This is a genomic window from Mesorhizobium caraganae, assembly GCF_016836705.1.
GTDB classification, from domain to species: Bacteria; Pseudomonadota; Alphaproteobacteria; order Rhizobiales; family Rhizobiaceae; genus Mesorhizobium; species Mesorhizobium caraganae.
This window is the reverse complement of record NZ_JAFCGY010000002.1, coordinates 368304-387121: the sequence shown is the minus strand read 5'-3', so window position 1 is coordinate 387121 and position 18818 is coordinate 368304. Positions and strand designations below refer to the sequence as shown.

Sequence of the window (18818 nt, the reverse complement as noted above, 5' to 3'; positions counted from 1 at the left end):
CAGATCTTCGCCTGTCGCGCGACCGCCGCGCCCATTGGCAAAACGGCGCCCTCCATCCCTTCGGTTGCGCAAGATCCTCGCTTGCGACGACTGGTCTAATAGCTTAAAAGGTAGACCATGCACAATATGCCAGTACGAAAAAAACTGTCGGATGAAGTTCGCCTTCGCCTGGAGGCGATGATCCGCGACGAGGTCTATCCAGTCGGCGCCTCGCTGCCGTCCGAGCGTGACTTGATGTCGATGTTCGACGTCGGTCGCCCCTCGGTGCGCGAGGCGCTGTTTGCGCTGGAGAAGATGGGGCTGGTGCGCATCAACAGCGGCGAGCGCCCGAAGGTGACGCGGCCGACGCCGAAGAACATGCTGGAGCAGCTGACGGGTACGGCGCATCTTTTGATGGACCAGCCCGACGGCATCGGCCATTTCGAGCAGTTGCGGCTGTTTCTCGAGGTCTCGATTGCCCGCCACGCCGCCGAGGTGGCGACCCGCGAACAGATCGATGCGCTGACCGCCGCACTGGCCGAAAACGAGCGTGCCATTCCCCGGGCGCGGGCCTTCGCCGTCACCGATGTCGCGTTTCACCGCGTCCTGACCGTCATCCCAGGCAATCCGATCTTCCTCGCCGCGCATGAGGCGCTGGTCGAATGGCTGATCAATCAGCGCATCCACATGGCCAACACCGAAATCGAGAATCGCAAGAGTTTCGCCGGCCACCAGGCGGTGTTCGAGGCGATCGAGCGCCACGAGCCGGAATCGGCCGGCCAGGCGATGCGTGCGCATCTGGAAAACGCCAGGCGCAAGTTCAATTCAGGTTCGGGCAGATCGGACTAGCCAGCTGACGCATAACGCGCCGTTTCTGGTTTCGGCACGATAGTGCTCAGCCAAAACAAAAGCCCGCCGTTCAAAGCCAGCGGGCTGCTGTCAAACAATAGGTCCGGCTGTCACCAAAGCCAAGACAACCGAATTTCAGCCTTCATCGGCTGGCGGCTCAGGGGGCTGGCTTCGATGAGATCGAGGCGACCAGCGATCCGAGCTTTCCCGCCTTGGCCAGGCTCGGCTTTTCGTAGGCTTTTTTCATAGATTCTCTCCTCGAAATGTCCGTGCAATGTTTCCATTGCCGAGCCTGCTTTGTCAAATATGCAGGGAAATAGTGTACTAACAGGTCAAGATTCCCGCCCTTACGCCGGCTCGCGCTTCAGCGCCTGCGCCATGCAATGGATGCCGCCTCCCGTCTTGGAGATTTCGCTCATGTCTATCGCCGCGACCTCGAAGCCGCGCGCCTTGAGCTGGCCGATCAGCGACTGGCTCGACGTCGGGGCGATGACCCTGTCCTTGCCGAGCGACATGAAGTTGCAGCCGAGCGCCATCGTGTCCTGGAACGGCACGTCGATGATCTCGTGGCCCTTGCCCTTCAGCCAGTCGACGATGCCCGGCTCGGTGCAGGCGAGGCAGACGGCGGTGAGCTTTTCGGCGATTGGAACCACCATCAGGTCGATATGGACGTAGTATTCGTCGATGAAGGCTAGCCGTGTCTCCCAGCCCTCCTTGTCGAACCAGGACTGCACCTGACGGGCGCCCTCTTCCTGCGTACGGGCGCCGCCGCAGCCGATCAGCACCACGCCCTCCTCGATGACGTTGAAGTCGCCGCCCTCGAAGGTACCTGATGTGACCATGTCGTAGATCGGGATGCCGAGCTTTTCATAGGTGCGGATGGCAGCATAGTTCTCGCCGCGACGCCACCAGTTGGCCATAGCGGTGATGAAGGCGCCATAAGGTGTCATGACGCTGGAATCACGGGAATAGACCTGCATCGGCAGTTCCGGCGTCGGCTCGTGCCAGTGGATGTTGACGCCGAAATGCTCGTAGGCGGCGACAAGGTCCTTGTGCTGCGCCTGCGCGATCTGGACGTTACAGGGCGCCTCGCGCAGATGTTTGCGCGACAGCGAGCTGGTCGACAGATGGCGCAGGAAATTCGGCGAGCCGAGCAGCACGTCGGTCAAGACATCGGTCTCGTTGGCAAAACCCCAGGCGGTGAGCGGCTTGGTGCCGCCGGCGGGATTGCGGCGCTGCAGCGAGAACGGTTCGGCGACGATGCGGTCATGGACGGTCATGGGGTTCTCCTCTTGGTGATATCGGTGGTCGATCATGCGGTGCCGGCGGACGGAATCCACCAGTCGAGCCCGCGCGCGGTGGTGACATATTCCGGCCAGCGGAAATTGATCGGTGGGTCGTAGTCGCAAAGCGGCGCGATCCAGTTCGAGCCGCCGATGCCGCCGCCGGTGCGGGTGGTAAATTCATCCATCGCCGCATCGCGCGCGGTCTTGTCTTCAAGCAAGCGGAGGGCTGCAAGCGCAACCGTCTTGGCGGCACAAATGACCATCGGATCGATGGTGGCCGATATGCCACCCAGCGCATTCATCGCCCAGGACGGATAGGCGTGGCCATCCGCCGAGCGCAGCGCCGGGCGGGCGATATAGAAGCGGGCCGTCGGGGCGTGCCACGACATGTCGGTGTAATCGTCGGAGGTGGAGTTGATCTGCGAGGGCGGCAAATCGCGGCGCAGGATGGCCTCGGCGGCTTGCGGCGTGATCAGCCGCTCCATCTCGTCGATGAACGGGTTTTCGCTCGCCGTGCCGCCGGCATTGACCTGCACCTCGCGGGCGACCGTCTTCGCTGCCTCATCCCAGTGCGGCGGGCCGACCGTGGACAGCGCTTCATAGGCGATCCCGGCCATCGCGTGATTGGTGAGCCCCGGCCGCGACTTCGACACCCAATGGCGCTCGTAGCGGCAGCCGCTGATCGTAGCGGCGGCTTGCGCGTTGCGGTCGAGCACGGCGGTAACCTGTTCGGCCATGGCAATGGTCGGCACGCGGATCATGTACTGGATCTCTGAGAGCCCCGCCGGCAGATTGTCGGCCGTCGCTTGTCCTGCGGTGAGGATCGCCTCGCTGATCGACCAGCCGCCCTGGTGCGGCAGCATGGAATCACGCAGCGCCTTGGAGGCCATGTACATCGTCATCAGCGCATCGTTGGCGCCGGGCGCCCGCACCGCCGAATGCGCCTGCGGGATCGGCGCGCCATCACCCGCGCGCACCCAGTTTTCGGGTTCGTCGCAAACGAAACGGTAGATCATCGCATAAGCGGCACCGCAATGCGTGTCCCAGCGCGCCGTGTTGCAGAGCGGCAGCATGTAGAAGGGGTGGAACGAGATCATCCCGGCAAGGCCATCATAATAACCTTTGGCCGCATGGATCGGCTTTGAGCCCCTCACCTTTTCGGCCGGCTCACCGGTAAAGCGCAGCGTGCCTTCGATGCCGTGGCGCTGCATTGCCGCCTTGGTGGCCAGAAGCCCGCCGAGGCTGGCAATGCCAAGCCCGGAATGCGGATCGGTATGGCCGCCGGCCTCGCTGCCCAGGCCCGGGCGCGGCCGCTTCACCGTGGCTGCGTCCTGGCAGTTGCCGGGCACCGCGTCATATTCGGCGTACATGCCGATGGTCGGCCCCGGACCATTCGTCCAATGAGCGCAAAAGGCGGTCGGCATGCCGCCGGAGCCTTCCTCGACCGAAAACCCCTCATGCCTCAGACGCGCGACATACCAGGCTGCCGACTGGTACTCGCGCCAGGCGGTCTCGCCGAAATCGAAAATGGTGCGCGTCCACGCCGACAGCGACGGCTGGATGCCATCGAGACAGGCAAGCGCGGTGGCTTGCGCCGAGATCGTCACCGGTTTCTCCATGCAGCCCAAGAAAGCAGTGAAGCGGCTTTCCAAAAAGTGATATGTTTTCCCGGTTCGTGCAAATTCGGTTCACCTGAGGCCTCTTGCGAATACCCTCCACACAGGCGCTGCGCGCCCTTGATAGCTTTGCCCGCCACGGCAGCGTCTGGCGCGCCGCCGACGAACTGCACTTGACCCGCAGCGCGGTCAGCCATCAGTTGCGGCTGCTCGAACGCGACCTCGGCTTCGACCTGCTTGAGCGCATCGGCAAGGGCGTCGCGCTGACGCCACGCGGCCAGCGCTATGCCGCTGACGTGCGCAAGGCGCTGACCGTGCTTGGCGACGCGGTGACACGCCAGGCCGGCACCGGCGTCGGCGGCTCGTTCGCCGTCTCCTGCACGCCGGGCTTCGCCTCGCTGTTTTTATGCACCCATATTGGCGAATTCCGGCAGATGTATCCGGATGTGGCGCTGTCGATCCTGACACCAAGGCGGCTGGACGATGTCAGCAATCCCGACGCCGACGCCTTCATCGCCTTCGGCGTCGGCAACTGGCCGAACCGGGCGGTGGAGTTGCTGTGCGAAATCTCGTTCACGCCGCTCTGCAGCCCGACCTTGCTCAACAAGGTCGGCGGCTTTTCCAAACCGGCCGACGTGCTGCGCGCCAACCTCCTGCATCTCGGCGACACCGAGGACTGGGCGCGCTGGCTGGCGCTGTCCAAGGTGGAAAACCCCGACACTGAAGGCGGCATTTTCTTCTCGGACATGAACCTCGTTTTTTCGGCCGCAATCGCTGGCCAGGGCATCGCCATGGGCGACGAGCTGACCAGCCGCCGGGCGCTCAGCGAAGGCCGGCTGGTGAAGCCGTTCGACATCGCGATCCCCTCGCCGCGCTCTTATTTTTTGGTTTCGGAGCATGCCAAGGCCAGCCACCCGGTGCTGGAGGCGTTTGCGGGGTGGCTGCGGTCGAAGCTGTCGGAGATTAGCTGATCTCCCCCCTTGAGGGGGAAACGTCGCCGAAAGCGACAGAGGGGGTCGCCGCGCGTGAAGCGCCAACCTCCATCTGCGGCACGATGTAGAGCCCAGTCGAACCGACCCCCTCTGGCCGCTTCGCGGCCATCTCCCCCTCAAGGGGGGAGATTTGGCGCCATCCGTGAATCAAATTTGCCGATCAGGCGAAAACTATTCGGTTGCGGTGAGCCGCCGCCCTGCCCTACGCTCAAGCCACGACCAAGGAAGAGGCAGGATGCAGCAACCCGGCCGGGCCGCAGAGATCAAGGCAATCGGGATCGGCAAGAGCTTCGGCTCGTTCCGTGCACTGGACAATCTGTCGCTCAACATCGGCCGCGGAGAGTTTTTGACCCTGCTCGGTCCCTCCGGCTCCGGCAAGACCACTTTCCTGATGATCCTGGCCGGCTTCGTGCAGCCGACCGAGGGCAAGCTTTTCAGCGACGGCGTCGACATCACCGAGCGGCCGGCCGAGCAGCGCGCCGCCGGCATGGTGTTCCAAGGCTATGCGCTGTTTCCGCATATGTCAGTGGAAGCCAACATCGCCTTCCCGCTCAAGGTGCGCAAGAAATCGACAGCCGAGATCAAGCGCCGCGTCGCCGAGATGATCGAGCGCGTCGGACTAAAGGGCCATGAGACGAAACTGCCGGCTCAGCTTTCCGGCGGCCAGCAGCAGCGTGTGGCGCTGGCCCGCGCTTTGGTGTTCGAGCCAGGCGTGCTGCTTCTCGACGAGCCTTTCTCGGCGCTGGACAAGAGCCTGCGCGGCCAGATGCAGGCCGAGATGAAGCGGCTGCACCAGGAGACCGGCACCACTTTCGTCTTCGTCACCCACGACCAGAGCGAAGCGCTGGCGCTGTCGTCGCGTGTCGCCATCTTCAACCACGGCAAATTGCTGCAGGTCGGCGCGCCGGACGAGGTCTATGACCGTCCCGCCAACCGCTTCGTCGCCGAGTTCCTGGGCGAAATCAACATGCTGCCGCTGAAGGGTGTGAAGCGCGCCGACGATGGCGCCACAGCACTTTGCGAGGACCGCGCGATCACGCTGCGCGGCAATGCTGAGGCGGTCAACGGCAACGCCATCCTTGCGATCCGCCCCGAGCATATGTCGATCGCGCGCGAAGCAGCCGCCGGTGAAAACGGCATTGCTGCCACCGCCGTCGGCTCGACCTATCTCGGTGCGGCGACCAAGCTCGACCTGACGACGCGCCAGGGCGCCAAGGTGACGGTGTCGGTGCCGAACGAGGTCGCGGCCGCCGCGCTGAGCAAAGGCAATTCCGTCTGGCTGACCTGGCCGGCGGAAAAAGGTTTCCTCCTTCCGGACGGAGGATGACGACCAAACCGGCGAAGTCTTCCAGCAAAGAATCTGGAGCGCGCCACAACCACCGGAACTATCAACGAAAAAAGGGGAACTGACATGACAAACGAAACCAAGAAACAAGCCATGGACGGCCTGTCCGCCAGGGCAGCGCGCGGCGAGATTTCGCGCCGGCAATTCACGCAGCTTGCCGCTCTTGTACTGGCCGGCACGCCGATGCTGTTGCGCTCGACCGGTGCCTTTGCCGCGGCTAAGGAGCTGGTGCTGGTGAACTGGGGCGGCGATGCCATCACGGCTTACGATGCCGCCTATGGCCAGGCCTTCACCAAGGAGACCGGCATCACCGTCAAGATGGACGGCTCGGGTCCGACCGAAGGCGCGATTGCCGCACAGTTCAAGAGCGGCGCCCCGACCTGGGACCTCGTCGACGTCGACCCGTTCTCGGCCATCACGCTCGGCGCCCAGGGCGCGCTCGAGCCGATCGATTACACCATCGTCGACAAGAAGAAGATGCGTGAGGGCTTCGGCTGGGAATACGCGGCATCGACCTATTTCTTCTCCTATGTCATCGCCTATGATTCCGAGAAATACGGCAAGGACGCGCCGACCGGCATGGCCGATTTCTTCGACGTGAAGAAATTCCCGGGCAAGCGCTCGCTCTACAAATGGGGCGTGTCGAGCTGGGAAGCCGCACTGCTTGCCGACGGCATCGCGCCGGCCTCGCTCTATCCGCTCGATTTGAAGCGCGCGCATAACAAGATCGCCGCCTTCAAGGAAAACGTCGTGGCCTATTGGGGCGGCGGCGCCGAGAGCCAGAGCGTGCTGCTCAACGGCGAAGCCTCGATGGCCATCGTCTGGTCGACGCGCGCCTCGCTGATCGAGCAGGACTCGGGCGGCAAGATCAAGTTCATCTGGGACCAGGGCCTGATCTCGCCCGGCGCGCTCGCCGTGCTCAAGGGCAACCCCGGCGGCAAGGACGCGGCGATGAAATTCATCGCCAGCGCCCAGGACCCGCAAAAGCAGCTGGTGATGTTCGACAAGCTCGGACAAGGTCCGGCCAATCCGGCCGCAGATGCGCTGATCCCCGCCGACAAGAAGCGTATCAACCCGGTCGATCCCGAAAACATGAAGAAGCAGATCGCGCTCGACATGGACTGGTACGCCAAGAACTACGGGCCGGCGCTCGACGAGTACACTAAGATCATCTCGGCCTGACCAAGCCGGGTGTGACCCTCAGGTGAGAGGCACCCTCTCCGACAGGATGGGCGCGGCGCTGTTGATGGCGCCGCTGCTCCTGTTTCTTGTGCTGGCGTACGCTTGGCCGTTCCTCGGCGTCGTCAAATGGAGCGTCACGCTGCCGACGCCTGGCCTCGGCCAGTATAGCGCGCTCGCCACCGACGCGCTGGTGCAGTCGGTGTTCATCCGCACGCTGCGCATTGCGCTGATCGTCACCGTGGTTTCGGTGGCGGCAGCTTATGCCATCACCATGGTGTGGGTGCGCGGCAGCCCGGCGCAGCGCATAGTCGCTGAATTCTGCATTCTCGTCCCCTTCTGGATCTCGGTGCTGACGCGCGCCTTCGGCTGGGTGGCGCTGCTCTCCAACCGCGGCCTGATCAACACCTGGCTGCAATCGATCGGCTTCATCTCCGAACCGCTGGCGCTGGTGCGCAACGAATTCGGCGTCATCGTCGGCATGACGCATTTCCTCATTCCTTTCGCGGTGTTTCCGCTGGCGTCGGCCATGCGCAGCCTCGACGAGCGCGTGCTTCTGGCGGCGCGCGGGCTCGGCTCCAGCCGCATGCGCACCTTCTGGACCGTGTTCGTGCCGATGACGCGCTCGGGCATCATCGGTTCGGCGATGATCGTCTTCGTCTTCTCGCTCGGCTTCTTCGTCACGCCGGCGATCCTCGGCGGCGGCCGCAGCGTGATGATCGCCGAACTGATCTATCTCAGGATCTTCCAGAGCCCCGACTGGGGGCTGGGCGCGGCAATCAGCGTCGTGCTGGTGCTGTTCGTCGGCGCGCTGATGGCGCTCTTGTTCCGCTATGTCAGACCGAAGCAGCTGATCTGATGCCGACCTATCGCCCCGGTCCCGTCTCGCTGATCCTGGCCGTGCTGGTGGCGCTGTTCCTGCTGCTGCCGCTGCTCGCGGTCATTCCGGTGTCGCTCACGCCAAGCCGCATGCTGGCAATGCCGACGGGAGAACTCTCGCTGCGCCACTACCGCTCGCTGATCGAGGATCCGCGCTGGCTCGACGCCATCCTGCTGTCGATCCGCATCGGCATCGTCAGCAGCGTCATCTCCACCGTGCTGGCGCTCTGCTTCAGCCTTGGCGTCTGGATGTTCCAGCCGCGCTTTACCGCAGCGCTCGTTGGCTTCGTGCTGTTGCCGATGGTGGTGCCGCCGGTGGTGTCGGCGATCACGCTCTACTTCCTGCTGACCTCGATCTCGGGCATGAGCTCGTTCTTCGGCTACGACACCTGGCTCGGCGTCGCCATGGCGCATTCGGTGATGACAGTGCCCTTCGCCACGGTGCTGATTCTGGTCTCGCTCAGCCAGCTCGATCGCCGCATCGACCTCGCCGCGCGTGGCCTCGGCGCCAGCGTGTGGGAGCGCGCCACGCGCATCATCATGCCCAACATCAAGTTCGGCATCGTCACCGCTGCCCTGCTCTCCTTCGTACTGTCCTGGGAAGAAATCGGCGTCACTTTGTTCATCACCTCGGTCAACGCCATCACGCTGCCCAGGCTGATGTGGATGGGCCTGCGCGACAACATCGACCCGGCGATCGCAGCCCTTTCGGTGATCCTGATCATCATTACCGTGCTGGTGCTGGCGCTGCGGAGTGTGGTGGTGAAGGCGCGCGGGAACTGATGGTTCAACCGGGCGCCTCATTGCCGACCTGAGTTTCCACCGCAAAGAATTTCGAGAGCGCAGCCGCCGTCTCGCCAGGATGCTCCTCCGGGAAGAAATGCCCGCCCTTGACCGGGCCGCCTTCGATGCGGTCGGCCCATTGCCGCCAGATCGCCAGCGGGCCGCCCTCGTCCGCATACCAGTTTTCCAGGCCGCCCTCGCCGCTCCACAGCGCAAGCATAGGACATTTGATACGACGGCCGTCAGCCTGATCCTGCGCGTCGTGCTCGCGGTCTATACCGGAGGCGGCGCGGTATTCCTCGCAAATGGCGTGCACATGGGCGGGATCGCGCAACGCCTCGATGTAAGCCTCTCTCACTTCGGCGGGGAAAGCATCGGGCGCCGAGCCCCAGCCGGCGATCGCATTGTCGACGACAGCATCCGGGGCTGCGGCCAGCAGACGCTCCGGCAGCGGCTCGGGCTGGGCAAGCAGGCTCCATGGCCAGAAGGCAAGCGCCAGCCTGGCATCGGCGCGATCCCAGGCGGCGGCCGTCGGAATGATGTCGAGGACGGCGAGTTTCGAAACGGTCTCGGGATGGTCGAGCGCCAGCCGATAGGCGACGCGGCCGCCACGATCATGGCCGGCAAGCATGAAGCGGTCGAAGCCCAGCGCGTTCATGACCTGCACCATGTCGTGCGCCATCGCGCGCTTGGAGTAGGCAGTGTGATCAGCATCGGAACCCGGACAACCGCTTTGGCCGTAGCCCCTGAGATCGGCGACGACCACGCTGAAGTGCTGTGCCAAAGCCACGGCAATGTCGCGCCACATCACATGCGTTTCGGGAAAGCCGTGCAGAAGCAGCAAAGGCGGCCCTGAGCCAGCGACCCTGACGAAGATCGATGTCTCCTCCACTTGAACGGTTCTGGCCCCAAAGCCCGAAAACATCAGTCGTCGCCGACCATGCCATGACTGGAGCGGATGCGAAGAACCTGGACACCCTTCGGCAATTCGATCAGGAACTCCTTGTCGCGGTCGAGATGGTGGATATCCCTCGGATCGCCGCCGGTGAAGGCCGCCATCGCCTCGACGCTTCCCCAATAGGAGATCGTGACGAATTCCGAATGCGTCGGCGCGTCCTCGCGAAAGGTCTGCACGCCGAGCGCTTTCTCGATCAGCGGCTTGATGCCGACCTCGTAATTGTAGCGCTCGTAGGCGTCTGCTCTGTCGGGCAGAGTCTTGCCGCGCCAGATGCGGGCGATTGTCGGAGTGGTCGGTGCCATCTCCCATAAACACGTGAGCGCGAGCCACGTTCCAGCGGTCAGCTGAAGCTCCTGACAAAAGGGCCGCAGGAAAGGCGATCCCGACAGGATTCGGACTTGTGACAATCAGCTTGCCTCAGGGGTATTGAGACCCGGGCTTTGAGGCCGGCCGTCCAGGCCGGCGCCATAGGCGACAACCAGGCCTCAACCCGCTCCGAACTGAAGGTCAATGCAGCAAAGTCGATTCCGATATTCGCCCGCACGGATCTCCGGTTGGGGATCACGCGCTGCCATCTCAAGCAGCGCGCTGGCTTTCTTTCGGCCGCAGAATCTGGTTCATGCGGAACAGATTCAGCGGGTCGTAGCGCTGCTTGATTTCCAGAAGCCGGCGATAGTTGCCGCCATAGGCCGCTTCGACCCGGTCGACTTCGTCCTCCGGCATGAAGTTCACGTAAGCCGTGCCGGCGGCATAGGGCTTGGTCGCCTCGTAGATACCACGAGCCCAATCGATACAGGCCTTGTCCATTGCCGGTTCGCGCCAGCGGGCGTGGACATTCATGACGAAATGCGAGTTGCGCTGCGGAAACGCCGTTTCATCTGCCGCCACCCGGCCCGCCACGCCACCGACATGACCGAAGAAAATTTCACATTCGGGGCCGGGAAGCGTGGTAATCGCCGCAGTGGTGGCACCAATCGCGCCGTCCGAAAGCCCGGTCAGGTCATGGCTCTTCCAATAGTTGCGGGCGCCGGGCGCCAGCAGCGGGTCGAAGGCCTGCTGCCAGCCGGTGAACGGGTTGGGGCCGACGACATCGGCAATCGGTGTGCCGATGGCGCGAAGCTTCTGCGTCGCCTTTTCGCCCGCCTGGATGTCGCCGCAATAGCACATGGCCAAAACCAGCACCTCCTTGCCATGCCATTCGGTCGGCAGGAACGGTAGCGGCGGCGCCTGCCGCATGACCACCCAGCAGGTCAGTTCGTCGGGCGCGGTTTCGAGCGCCTTGCGATAGTCCCGCAGCACCTTTTCGGCATCGGCGAAGGGATGGACGACGAGCCCCGACAGAACCTGCGGACCCATCTGGTGGAGTTGGAACTCGAACGCCGTGACGACACCGAAATTACCGCCGCCGCCACGCAGCGCCCAGAACAGGTCCGGATTGTCCTTCTGGCTGGCGCGCAGCAACTTGCCATCGGCGGTGACCACATCGGCTGAAACAAGATTGTCGATGGTCAGGCCGAATTTGCGGGTGATCCAGCCGAAGCCGCCGCCCAGCGTCAGGCCTGATATGCCGGTGGTCGAGTTGATACCCGTCGGCACCACCAGGCCAAAAGCCTGTGTTTCCCGGTCGACATCGACGAGCGTGGCGCCGGGCCCGACCCATGCCCGCCGCGCCGCGACATCGACCCGCACCGATTTCATCGCCGATAGATCGATCATCAGGCCGCCATCGCAGACGGCACTGCCAGCAATGTTGTGGCCGCCGCCGCGCACGGAGACGAGAAGCCTGTTTTCCCGGGCGAAATTCACGGCACTGATGACGTCGGAGGCGCCGACGCAACACACAATGAGACCGGGGCGCCGGTCGACCGTGGCATTCCAGACGGTGCGCGCTTCGTCGTAGGCGGTGTCGCCCGCCTGAAGCAGTGTGCCGCGCAATTGTGCCGAAAGCGCTTCAACGACCGCAGCGTCGACGGTCGTCTTGCCGCGTTCAAGCGTGGTGAGGCTCATGCTGTTCATGGTTGTTTCCTCCCGATTTTTTGTTTGTGAGCCGTTCTCCCCCAACGCTTCGAACTGTGCGCTTATATTAGAACTCGCGCAAGTTTTGCACGGACCGGTGCTGCGCCCATGTTGGCACCCAACGACGTGCGGTCTGGCCGGCATGGACGGCCCAACGCTGGAGAGGCGCAGAAACGTCGAAAATACTGGCGATCAGCGCCGGGATGGTGCCGACATCGACGTCGCGTTAGCGACAATGAAGTCCGGCCATAAGGGTCAACCAATCCAGGCCGATGCCCTCAGGCTGCTCGCGCCCGGCGCAGCCTTTCGGCGACGTAATGCGGGCCCGGCCCCGTGAGCGGTCTTTCGGTCGCCAGGAAGCCATCCAGCATGGAAAGCAGTTCGCGCGCCGCACCGGACGAGCAGAAATAGTAGACCATCTGGCCGTCGCGACGGGTGTCGACAAGGCCGAAGGCGCGGAGCTTGGCAAGATGCTGCGACAGGGCCGATTGGCTCAGCAGAACTTTCTCGGCAAGAACACCGACCGAAAGTTCGCCGCCGGCCAGGTGGTTCATGATCAAAAGCCGCTTCTCATTTCCCATCAAGTTGAGAAAGGCGGCGACAGTTTCTGCATTGGCGGCAAGTGTTCTCGAAATCATCGATTCCAGATCTCTTACTTTCGCGCTCATCCGGCGCCGTGCCAAACGCGACCTTTGGATACACCGTTACGATGATTTCGTCGCATTTCGCCCACCGAGGCGACCTATGCGGCGAAAACCAGCGCCAAGTTCCAGTCGGCATAAACCAAGACTCCAGTCAGAATCATCAGACCAAAGTCCTAGCCAATGTCAGACCAAAGACTATCAGCGCCGCGCTCTTTCTACAAGACCATAACGATATCTGCCGGCGACCTGCTTTCAGGCAGCACGCAGAGATGATGTTGACGTCCACTTCGCGCCCCGCGGAAACAGGTGAGATGTTGGAACTTTGGAGCAGCGCCTGAGCTAAACCGTTGAATTATTGGCGATCCCGACAGGATTCGAACCTGTGACCATCGGCTTAGAAGGCCGGTGCTCTATCCAGCTGAGCTACGGGACCGCTGGCCGGACAAGCCATTTGATATCTCGGCCGGCTGATGTCTATGTGCCGGACGCTGCCCGGCGATGCCGGTCAATGCGTCCAGGGTATCCTGCGGTCATAGCGGAAATTTTCCGCATAGGAAATCTGCCGGCGCTTGGTCTCCTTCGGCTCCTCGACGCGGAAGGTCAGCCCCTGCTTTTCGGCATAAGCCACCGCCTCTTCCCTGGTGTCGAAGGTGAGCCGGATCTGGCTCAGCATGTCGCCCGATGTGGTGTAGCCCATCAGTGGGTCGATCTTCTTACGCTGGGCGGGATCGAATTCCAGCACCCAATGGCCGGTCTTGGCCTTGCCGGACTGCATCGCGGTTTTGGCTGGGCTGAAAATACGCGCGGACATGGGCACCTCGTGGCTGCGTTGGCGGTAGCGCCGCCTTATTTCAGTCAATACTGTGCAACACTGCCGACGGCAAGGCCGAAGCGGCTTGCAACCGCGCCGCTTCGGAAGCGGCATAGGCCCGATACACTAGCGTGGCATCAAAAGTCATGGTCATGATGGCGACATATAGAGGCATGGACGCAGGGATTTTGCACGCCGAGGCCGGCCAGCAAGCGATTTTCAACGGCGTGATCGTCATCGGCGCCGGCGGGGCCGGGCTGACCGCAGCCCATGCGCTGCTCAAGGCCGGCGTACAAGTGAGGGTGTTGGAAAAGGAGGCCCGGCTGGCCGAGCCATGGCACCGGCGCCACCCACAGCTTCACCTCAACACGCATCGCGATCTCTCGGCACTTCCGGGCGTCGCGTTTCCCGCCGGCACCCCTGCCTTTCCGCACCGAAGCGCAATCATCCGCCATCTCAACGAATTCCGCACCATGCACCGGCTGCCGGTCGAGTTCGGCGTCTCGGTCGATGAGATCGCCCTCGACGGTGACCACTGGCTTGTGCAGACAAGCGCCGGGCCGCGACTGGCGCGCCATGTCATCATCGCCACCGGGCGCGACCGGCAGCCCGTCATTCCGGCCTGGAAAGGTATGAAGGCCTTTGCCGGGCGCGTCATCCATTCGGCCGAGTTCGGCGACGCCAATGACTATGCCGGCCGAAAGATACTGGTCGTCGGCGCCGGCAATTCCGGTTTCGACGCGCTCAACCATCTGGCGCGGGTGGATACGGCGCAGATCTGGCTATCAGCGCGAAACGGCCCGGCGCTGCTGCCCAAGCGCATCGGCCAGATCGCTGTCCACCGCTTTTCGCCGATTCTGGCGCGGCTGCCGTTCAAGCTTGCCGATGCAGTGATGGCAGCGACGCAGCGGCTGGTCTTCGGTGACCTCGCCGCCTTCGGCCTGCCGCCGACGCCCTCGGGCGGGGCAAGCCGGCTGGCGTCGGATTATACCGCCATCGCCGCCGATGACGGCGCCGTCGACGCCATCAAGGACGGCAGGATCATCGTCGTGCCGACGGTGCGGGAATTCACCCGCGACGCGGTCATTTTCGACAATGGCGTGACGATCCAGCCCGATATCGTCATCGCCGCGACCGGCTACCGCACCGGTCTCGAGGCCATGTTGGGCAAGCTCGGCGTGCTCGACAAAAAGGGCGTGCCGCTGTTCAACGGCGCCGACAGCGACCCGAAATTGCCTGGCCTGTGGTTCACCGGCATGCGGCCGAGCATCCGCGGCTGCTTCGCCAACGCCCGCATCCAGGCCAAGGCGATCGCTGCCAGGATTGCGCGGGAGCGCAAACCGCCGAGTCCGGTTTGACGTTTTAGGGGTTGCGCGGCAGGGCCCGGAACCTTATACGCCGCAGGGCCTCGGAGTGTAGCGCAGCCTGGTAGCGCATCTGGTTTGGGACCAGAGGGTCGGGAGTTCGAATCTCTCCACTCCGACCATTTTTCTCCCTGCAAAGTTTGTTTGTGGTCAAAGGTCGCCAACGGCGGCTTCGCCGCCGGCGCATGGCGGTGCGCGTTCGCACCCCGCAGGCCTGCATCGGGTTACCCTGCAATTTGGATTGGAACGCGAACCTCTCCCGCGAGTTGAGTATTATTCGACCCAAGGAGAGATATAATGAAAACCCTGATAATCGCTTCCATGATCGCTTTTGCCGGAATGGCAGTTTTGATTGCACCGGCGCAAGCCGCCAGCGTGATCATCCAGTCGGATGACGGCGATCAATATTCACCCGACAATGATCAAATACAAATTCGCCGTTATCACGAACGCCAAAGAGTCTACGACGACGATGAATATAGCGACAATCAGGGCAATGACGGTCAATGGCGCCGCCACCACCGTCATCACCGCTGCCATATCGAGGTGATCAAGCACTGGCGCCATCACCACAGGGTCATCGAGCAGGTCAGGGTCTGCGGTTGATCCGTTGTCGCAGACACGCTCCGGTCGGTTGCCGGCCGGAGCGCCAGGCTGACCTAGGCGCCGGCAATGAGGGCCGCACCACCTTCGCCAAGGCTGGTGCGCCGTTGATCGTCCGCTTGCCATTTCCCGAGAACGCGATCCTGCCCATTGAAGCCGTCGAGCATCCGCATTTGGGCAGAGGAGTTCAATCGTATCAGCGAAGGCAATGGCGCCGTCATGGACGGCATCGGCGTAAGATTTTGAACGCCGCACTGGCATCAAGGGATTTTTGCTGCTCACCGAAAGCGCGTCGGCCAGACTTGCCGTCAAGTCAGTCATTTCGGACCTGCTTGTATCGGGCAAGGTCAAGCCGGTCGTGGCGAAGGTCTTTGCACTGGAGGATGCCGCCGAAGGCTTGCGGTATCTCATCGAGGAGCGCCCGTTCGGCCGGGTGGTGCTGAAGATCTGACGCAAGGTGCCCCGCTCGGATAATCCCCTCGCTTCCATCGCTGCCGTCGGTCTAGAACTTGGCAAAAGGGGAGATTCCGGATGCTTGGTCTCGAGGCATGGCTGTCGCTGATAGGCCCTGCCTACTTCGCCTATATCGGCATCGCGATTCCGTTCGTGGTCGTCTGGGCCATTATCTGTGCTGCCCTGTGGATCTGGAACAACCGGCCGAGCAAGAGGCAGCGTGCTCCCCGCTCATGGCCAACCAGCCTGGCATTCTTTGGCGTCGTCGCCGCCTGTTACGTGGCGGCGCATATAGCGGTCTACCTTCTGGTCCGGTATCTGGCCCCGTTGTGGGCGTGACAGGAGCGCGCGAACTTTTACTGGGCACTCTGGCGACCATTCTGCTTGAAGGTAAGCTCGCCGGGCGAGAACCCCAATCATCACTCCCGGCGAGCCTACAACCCGATGAGGAACGCGATCAGGACCGGGGTCAGCCGGCAGGCGTAGTGCTGCAAGATGGATGCCAGAGGTTTTCTCGAAATGGGACAGGAGCGGAGTCTTCTCCTTCCACTGCCTAAATTTCGAACTCGCCCTGCCCTTCGTCCATCGCACTGACGATCTCGGCGGCGAGTGCCCTTGTAATCGGCGTCTTGCGTTCGAGCGCGGTGCGATCCAGCCGTTCGACCACCCGCATGGCGGTGGCCAGCGAGCGCTCGATGCGGCGCACGAGATATTGCACGACATGCTGTTCGACCTCGACCTGGCGGTCGGCGAACAGTTTGGTAATGACGCCGGCCAGAAGCAGGTCGTCCGGTTCGTGGATTTCAACGGTCGCCGCCGCCTTCAGGCGCGAGGTGAGATCGGGCAGCGTCACCCCCCAGGCGGCAGGAAAGCGCCGCGCCGTCAACAACAAGGTGGACCCGGCGCCGCGCACTTCATTGATGAGATGGAACAGGCCCGCCTCGTCGATAGCTGTCTTGTCGACATCGTCGATCAGCGCCGGCCTGCCGCCGAGCCCGGCGATGGCATTGCCGATGCGCTGGGCATCGACCACCACAGCGTTGGCCCGCGCCAGCCAGATCGACCCCAGATGTGTCTTGCCGGAACCGGCCGGGCCGGCCAGCACGATCACCGGCGAGGGCCAGTCCGGCCAGCGGTCGACAAGGGCCACCGCCTCGCGGTTGGTGGCCGACACCACCAACTCGTCGCGCGAATAACCGGTGCCGTGGCCGAGATCGAGCGGCAGCTGGCGTGGCGGTTCGGTTTTTTGATCAGCCACGTTCAGCTGCGTGGCGAGCGGTGGCCCCCGCCACGATCGGCGGGGAGCGGCGGGACGGGCTCAGTGGCGTGCCCCTTGTAGAGCGGCGATTCGAGATAGCGGGCAATGGCAAAGCGCACCAGCACGGCAACCGCGGCCGAGGCCGGCACCGCAATCAGCAGCCCAACGAAGCCGAACAGGGCGCCGAAAGCGAACAGCGCGAACATCAGCCACACCGGATGCAGGCCGACGCTTTTGCCGACCAGCCTGGGCTGCAGGATGTTGCCTTCGATGAACTGGCCGATGAAGAACACGCCGGCGACCAACGCCACCATGGTCCAGTCCGGCCAGAACTGGACGAAGGCGACGCCGACGGCCAGCACCAGGCCGGTCAGCGAGCCGACATAGGGGATGAAGGAGATCAGCCCGGCGAACAAGCCGATGAGGATGCCGAAATTCAACCCGGTCAGCGTCAGGCCGGTGGCGTACATGCCGCCAAGCACCAGGCACAGCGTGCCCTGGCCACGCACGAAGCCGGCGGTCGCGGTGTTGATGTCCCTGGAAATCGTCCTGACCGTCCCGACATAATCGCGCGGCACCCAGCTGTCGACCACCGCCACCATGCGGTCCCAGTCGAGCAGCATGTAGAAGGCAACGACCGGGGTGACCACGAACAGGCTGACCACCGCAACCAGCGCCACGCCGGAACTCCAGATCGAGGTAAAAACGGTGCTCAGCAGGCCGAAGCCTGACGTGAGCAGCGAATTCAGACCATCGCGCAGGCCATTGGCGTTGACGCCGAATTTCTGCTCCAGCCATTTCGGGTCGAAGCTGGTGATCAACGACTGCAGCCGGGTCAGATATTCCGGCAGCTTGCCGGCGAAGTCGGCCATCTGCGTCGCCAGCACCGGAACCAGGATGACGAAGGCCAGCACCAGCAAGACGATGAAGGTAATGAGGATTACCACCGTCGCCATCAGCCGGGAGAGCCCGAGGCGCTGCAGCCGGTCGGCGACCGGATCGAGGAAATAGGCCAGCACCATGCCGGCGACGAAGGGTAAGAGGATGCCGGAGAAGATGTAGAGGAACAGCGCCAGGAAGACGGCCGTGCCCAGCCAGAAAAAGATCTGGCGGCGGAACGCCAGGGACGCAGCTTCGCCGGCGGCCGCTGCCTCGGCCGCAACTTCGATGGATTCTCGATCAGGTGTCCGGGGTGGAGCCTTCGCCATAGCCGCTCATATGCCTCAGCCAAGCCACGAGATAGGCCGCGGCCGAAGCCACGGTCAAGACCCCGGACAGCAATATGAGAGCGGGCCTGAGCGGGTCGAGGTGGAGGCCAAGCGCCAGTTCGCCCAGCACCACGGCCGCCAGCACGATCTGGGCGGCGGTGTTGGCCTTCGACACGTAGAGCGGTTTCATCTCGACCGGATGCGCCATGACGGTGGACAACAGCACGGCGCAGATGATCAGCGCATCGCGTGAAACCATGGTGACGACCAGCCACAGCGGCAGTTCGCCAATGAATCCCATGACCACGAACACCGACACCAGGAGCACCTTGTCGGCCATCGGATCGAGATAGGCGCCGAGTTTCGAATGCTGGTTGAAGCGGCGGGCGATGAAGCCGTCGACGCCATCGGAAATTCCGGCAACGAGAAAGCCGGCAAAGGCCCAGTCCCACCGCATATTCAGCATCGCCAGCACCACGGCCGGGACCAGCACGAAGCGCATGATGGTGATCAGGTTGGGAATCGTCAAAAGGCATGTCCCGCTTTGCTTGTTGGGAGATAGATGAGGGAGATGGCGGGCGGGCGCAAGTCGCGA

21 protein-coding genes and 2 tRNA genes are annotated in these 18818 nt (G+C 63.3%); 11 read left to right on the top strand and 12 right to left on the bottom strand.

The window, feature by feature from the left end:
- Positions 1-117: 117 nt before the first annotated feature.
- A complete protein-coding gene (nanR, locus tag JQK88_RS09520; protein ID WP_203278152.1) occupies positions 118-828 on the top strand; it encodes a transcriptional regulator NanR in 711 nt (236 codons plus the stop codon).
- Positions 829-1175: 347 nt separating this feature from the next.
- Here the strand turns inward: nanR and JQK88_RS09515 are convergent, their stop codons facing one another.
- Together JQK88_RS09515 and JQK88_RS09510 are read right to left on the bottom strand one after the other, a co-directional pair.
- Complete coding sequence (locus JQK88_RS09515; protein WP_112560964.1) at positions 1176-2108, bottom strand: dimethylarginine dimethylaminohydrolase family protein; 933 nt, start codon at positions 2106-2108, stop codon at positions 1176-1178.
- Between the two features lie 32 nt (positions 2109-2140).
- Positions 2141-3733 carry a zinc-binding metallopeptidase family protein gene (locus JQK88_RS09510; RefSeq protein ID WP_203278151.1) on the bottom strand — a complete coding sequence of 531 codons (1593 nt, stop codon included), beginning with the start codon at positions 3731-3733 and terminating at the stop codon, positions 2141-2143.
- 83 nt (positions 3734-3816) lie between these two features.
- Here JQK88_RS09510 and JQK88_RS09505 point away from each other — a divergent pair, with 83 nt between their 5' ends.
- From JQK88_RS09505 to JQK88_RS09485, 5 genes are all read left to right on the top strand, one after another.
- Positions 3817-4701, top strand: coding sequence for a LysR substrate-binding domain-containing protein (locus JQK88_RS09505; protein ID WP_192248590.1), 885 nt, complete (start codon positions 3817-3819; stop codon positions 4699-4701).
- A 256-nt stretch (positions 4702-4957) separates the two neighbouring features.
- On the top strand, positions 4958-6049 hold the full coding sequence (locus tag JQK88_RS09500) for an ABC transporter ATP-binding protein (RefSeq protein ID WP_192248587.1): 1092 nt from the start codon (positions 4958-4960) through the stop codon (positions 6047-6049).
- 84 nt (positions 6050-6133) lie between these two features.
- Entirely contained in the window at positions 6134-7249 is a 1116-nt protein-coding gene (locus JQK88_RS09495; protein ID WP_203278150.1) for an ABC transporter substrate-binding protein, read from the top strand.
- A gap of 22 nt (positions 7250-7271) precedes the next feature.
- Positions 7272-8105, top strand: coding sequence for an ABC transporter permease (locus JQK88_RS09490; RefSeq protein WP_192248581.1), 834 nt, complete (start codon positions 7272-7274; stop codon positions 8103-8105).
- On the top strand, positions 8105-8908 hold the full coding sequence (locus tag JQK88_RS09485; RefSeq protein ID WP_192248577.1) for an ABC transporter permease: 804 nt from the start codon (positions 8105-8107) through the stop codon (positions 8906-8908). Before JQK88_RS09490 ends, JQK88_RS09485 begins: the two co-directional genes overlap by 1 nt.
- 4 nt (positions 8909-8912) lie before the next feature.
- Here the strand turns inward: JQK88_RS09485 and JQK88_RS09480 are convergent, their stop codons facing one another.
- The 6 genes from JQK88_RS09480 to JQK88_RS09455 form a co-directional block, all read right to left on the bottom strand.
- Positions 8913-9833: an alpha/beta fold hydrolase gene (locus tag JQK88_RS09480; RefSeq protein WP_203278149.1), complete on the bottom strand. Its 921-nt coding sequence runs from the start codon at positions 9831-9833 to the stop codon at positions 8913-8915.
- Positions 9833-10168: a hypothetical protein gene (locus JQK88_RS09475; protein WP_192248571.1), complete on the bottom strand. Its 336-nt coding sequence runs from the start codon at positions 10166-10168 to the stop codon at positions 9833-9835. Before JQK88_RS09475 ends, JQK88_RS09480 begins: the two co-directional genes overlap by 1 nt.
- A 274-nt stretch (positions 10169-10442) precedes the next feature.
- On the bottom strand, positions 10443-11882 hold the full coding sequence (locus JQK88_RS09470; protein WP_203278148.1) for an FAD-binding oxidoreductase: 1440 nt from the start codon (positions 11880-11882) through the stop codon (positions 10443-10445).
- A gap of 278 nt (positions 11883-12160) precedes the next feature.
- Complete coding sequence (locus JQK88_RS09465) at positions 12161-12520, bottom strand: ArsR/SmtB family transcription factor (RefSeq protein ID WP_203278147.1); 360 nt, start codon at positions 12518-12520, stop codon at positions 12161-12163.
- Between the two features lie 362 nt (positions 12521-12882).
- Positions 12883-12959, bottom strand: a tRNA-Arg gene (locus JQK88_RS09460).
- A gap of 72 nt (positions 12960-13031) precedes the next feature.
- The gene (locus JQK88_RS09455; protein WP_112560867.1) at positions 13032-13337 is read right to left on the bottom strand and encodes an ETC complex I subunit; all 306 of its coding nucleotides are present in this window, start codon (positions 13335-13337) and stop codon (positions 13032-13034) included.
- Between the two features lie 173 nt (positions 13338-13510).
- On the opposite strand from JQK88_RS09455, the gene JQK88_RS09450 reads away from it, so the two are divergent.
- From JQK88_RS09450 to JQK88_RS09440, 3 genes are all read left to right on the top strand, one after another.
- Complete coding sequence (locus JQK88_RS09450; protein ID WP_203278146.1) at positions 13511-14695, top strand: flavin-containing monooxygenase; 1185 nt, start codon at positions 13511-13513, stop codon at positions 14693-14695.
- A 51-nt stretch (positions 14696-14746) separates the two neighbouring features.
- Positions 14747-14823, top strand: a tRNA-Pro gene (locus tag JQK88_RS09445).
- 175 nt (positions 14824-14998) lie between these two features.
- Positions 14999-15307 (top strand): hypothetical protein, encoded by a 309-nt coding sequence (locus JQK88_RS09440; protein WP_203278145.1) that lies wholly within the window; start codon positions 14999-15001, stop codon positions 15305-15307.
- Positions 15308-15360: 53 nt separating this feature from the next.
- On the opposite strand, the gene JQK88_RS09435 is transcribed toward JQK88_RS09440, so the two are convergent.
- Positions 15361-15525 carry a hypothetical protein gene (locus tag JQK88_RS09435; protein WP_203278144.1) on the bottom strand — a complete coding sequence of 55 codons (165 nt, stop codon included), beginning with the start codon at positions 15523-15525 and terminating at the stop codon, positions 15361-15363.
- 50 nt (positions 15526-15575) lie between these two features.
- Here JQK88_RS09435 and JQK88_RS09430 point away from each other — a divergent pair, with 50 nt between their 5' ends.
- Positions 15576-15755, top strand: coding sequence for a zinc-binding dehydrogenase (locus JQK88_RS09430; protein ID WP_210388261.1), 180 nt, complete (start codon positions 15576-15578; stop codon positions 15753-15755).
- Between the two features lie 80 nt (positions 15756-15835).
- Positions 15836-16096 (top strand): hypothetical protein, encoded by a 261-nt coding sequence (locus JQK88_RS09425; protein ID WP_192248553.1) that lies wholly within the window; start codon positions 15836-15838, stop codon positions 16094-16096.
- A gap of 214 nt (positions 16097-16310) precedes the next feature.
- Here JQK88_RS09425 and hdaA read toward each other — a convergent pair whose 3' ends face one another.
- Genes hdaA through JQK88_RS09410 form a run of 3 tightly spaced genes read right to left on the bottom strand, consistent with a single transcriptional unit; the run spans position 16311 to position 18752 of the window.
- A complete protein-coding gene (gene hdaA, locus JQK88_RS09420; RefSeq protein WP_203278143.1) occupies positions 16311-17015 on the bottom strand; it encodes a DnaA regulatory inactivator HdaA in 705 nt (234 codons plus the stop codon).
- 2 nt (positions 17016-17017) lie between these two features.
- Positions 17018-18223: an AI-2E family transporter gene (locus JQK88_RS09415; RefSeq protein ID WP_203278142.1), complete on the bottom strand. Its 1206-nt coding sequence runs from the start codon at positions 18221-18223 to the stop codon at positions 17018-17020.
- On the bottom strand, positions 18195-18752 hold the full coding sequence (locus JQK88_RS09410) for a CDP-alcohol phosphatidyltransferase family protein (protein ID WP_192248547.1): 558 nt from the start codon (positions 18750-18752) through the stop codon (positions 18195-18197). The genes JQK88_RS09415 and JQK88_RS09410 overlap by 29 nt, the downstream gene beginning before the upstream one ends.
- Positions 18753-18818 lie beyond the last annotated feature (66 nt).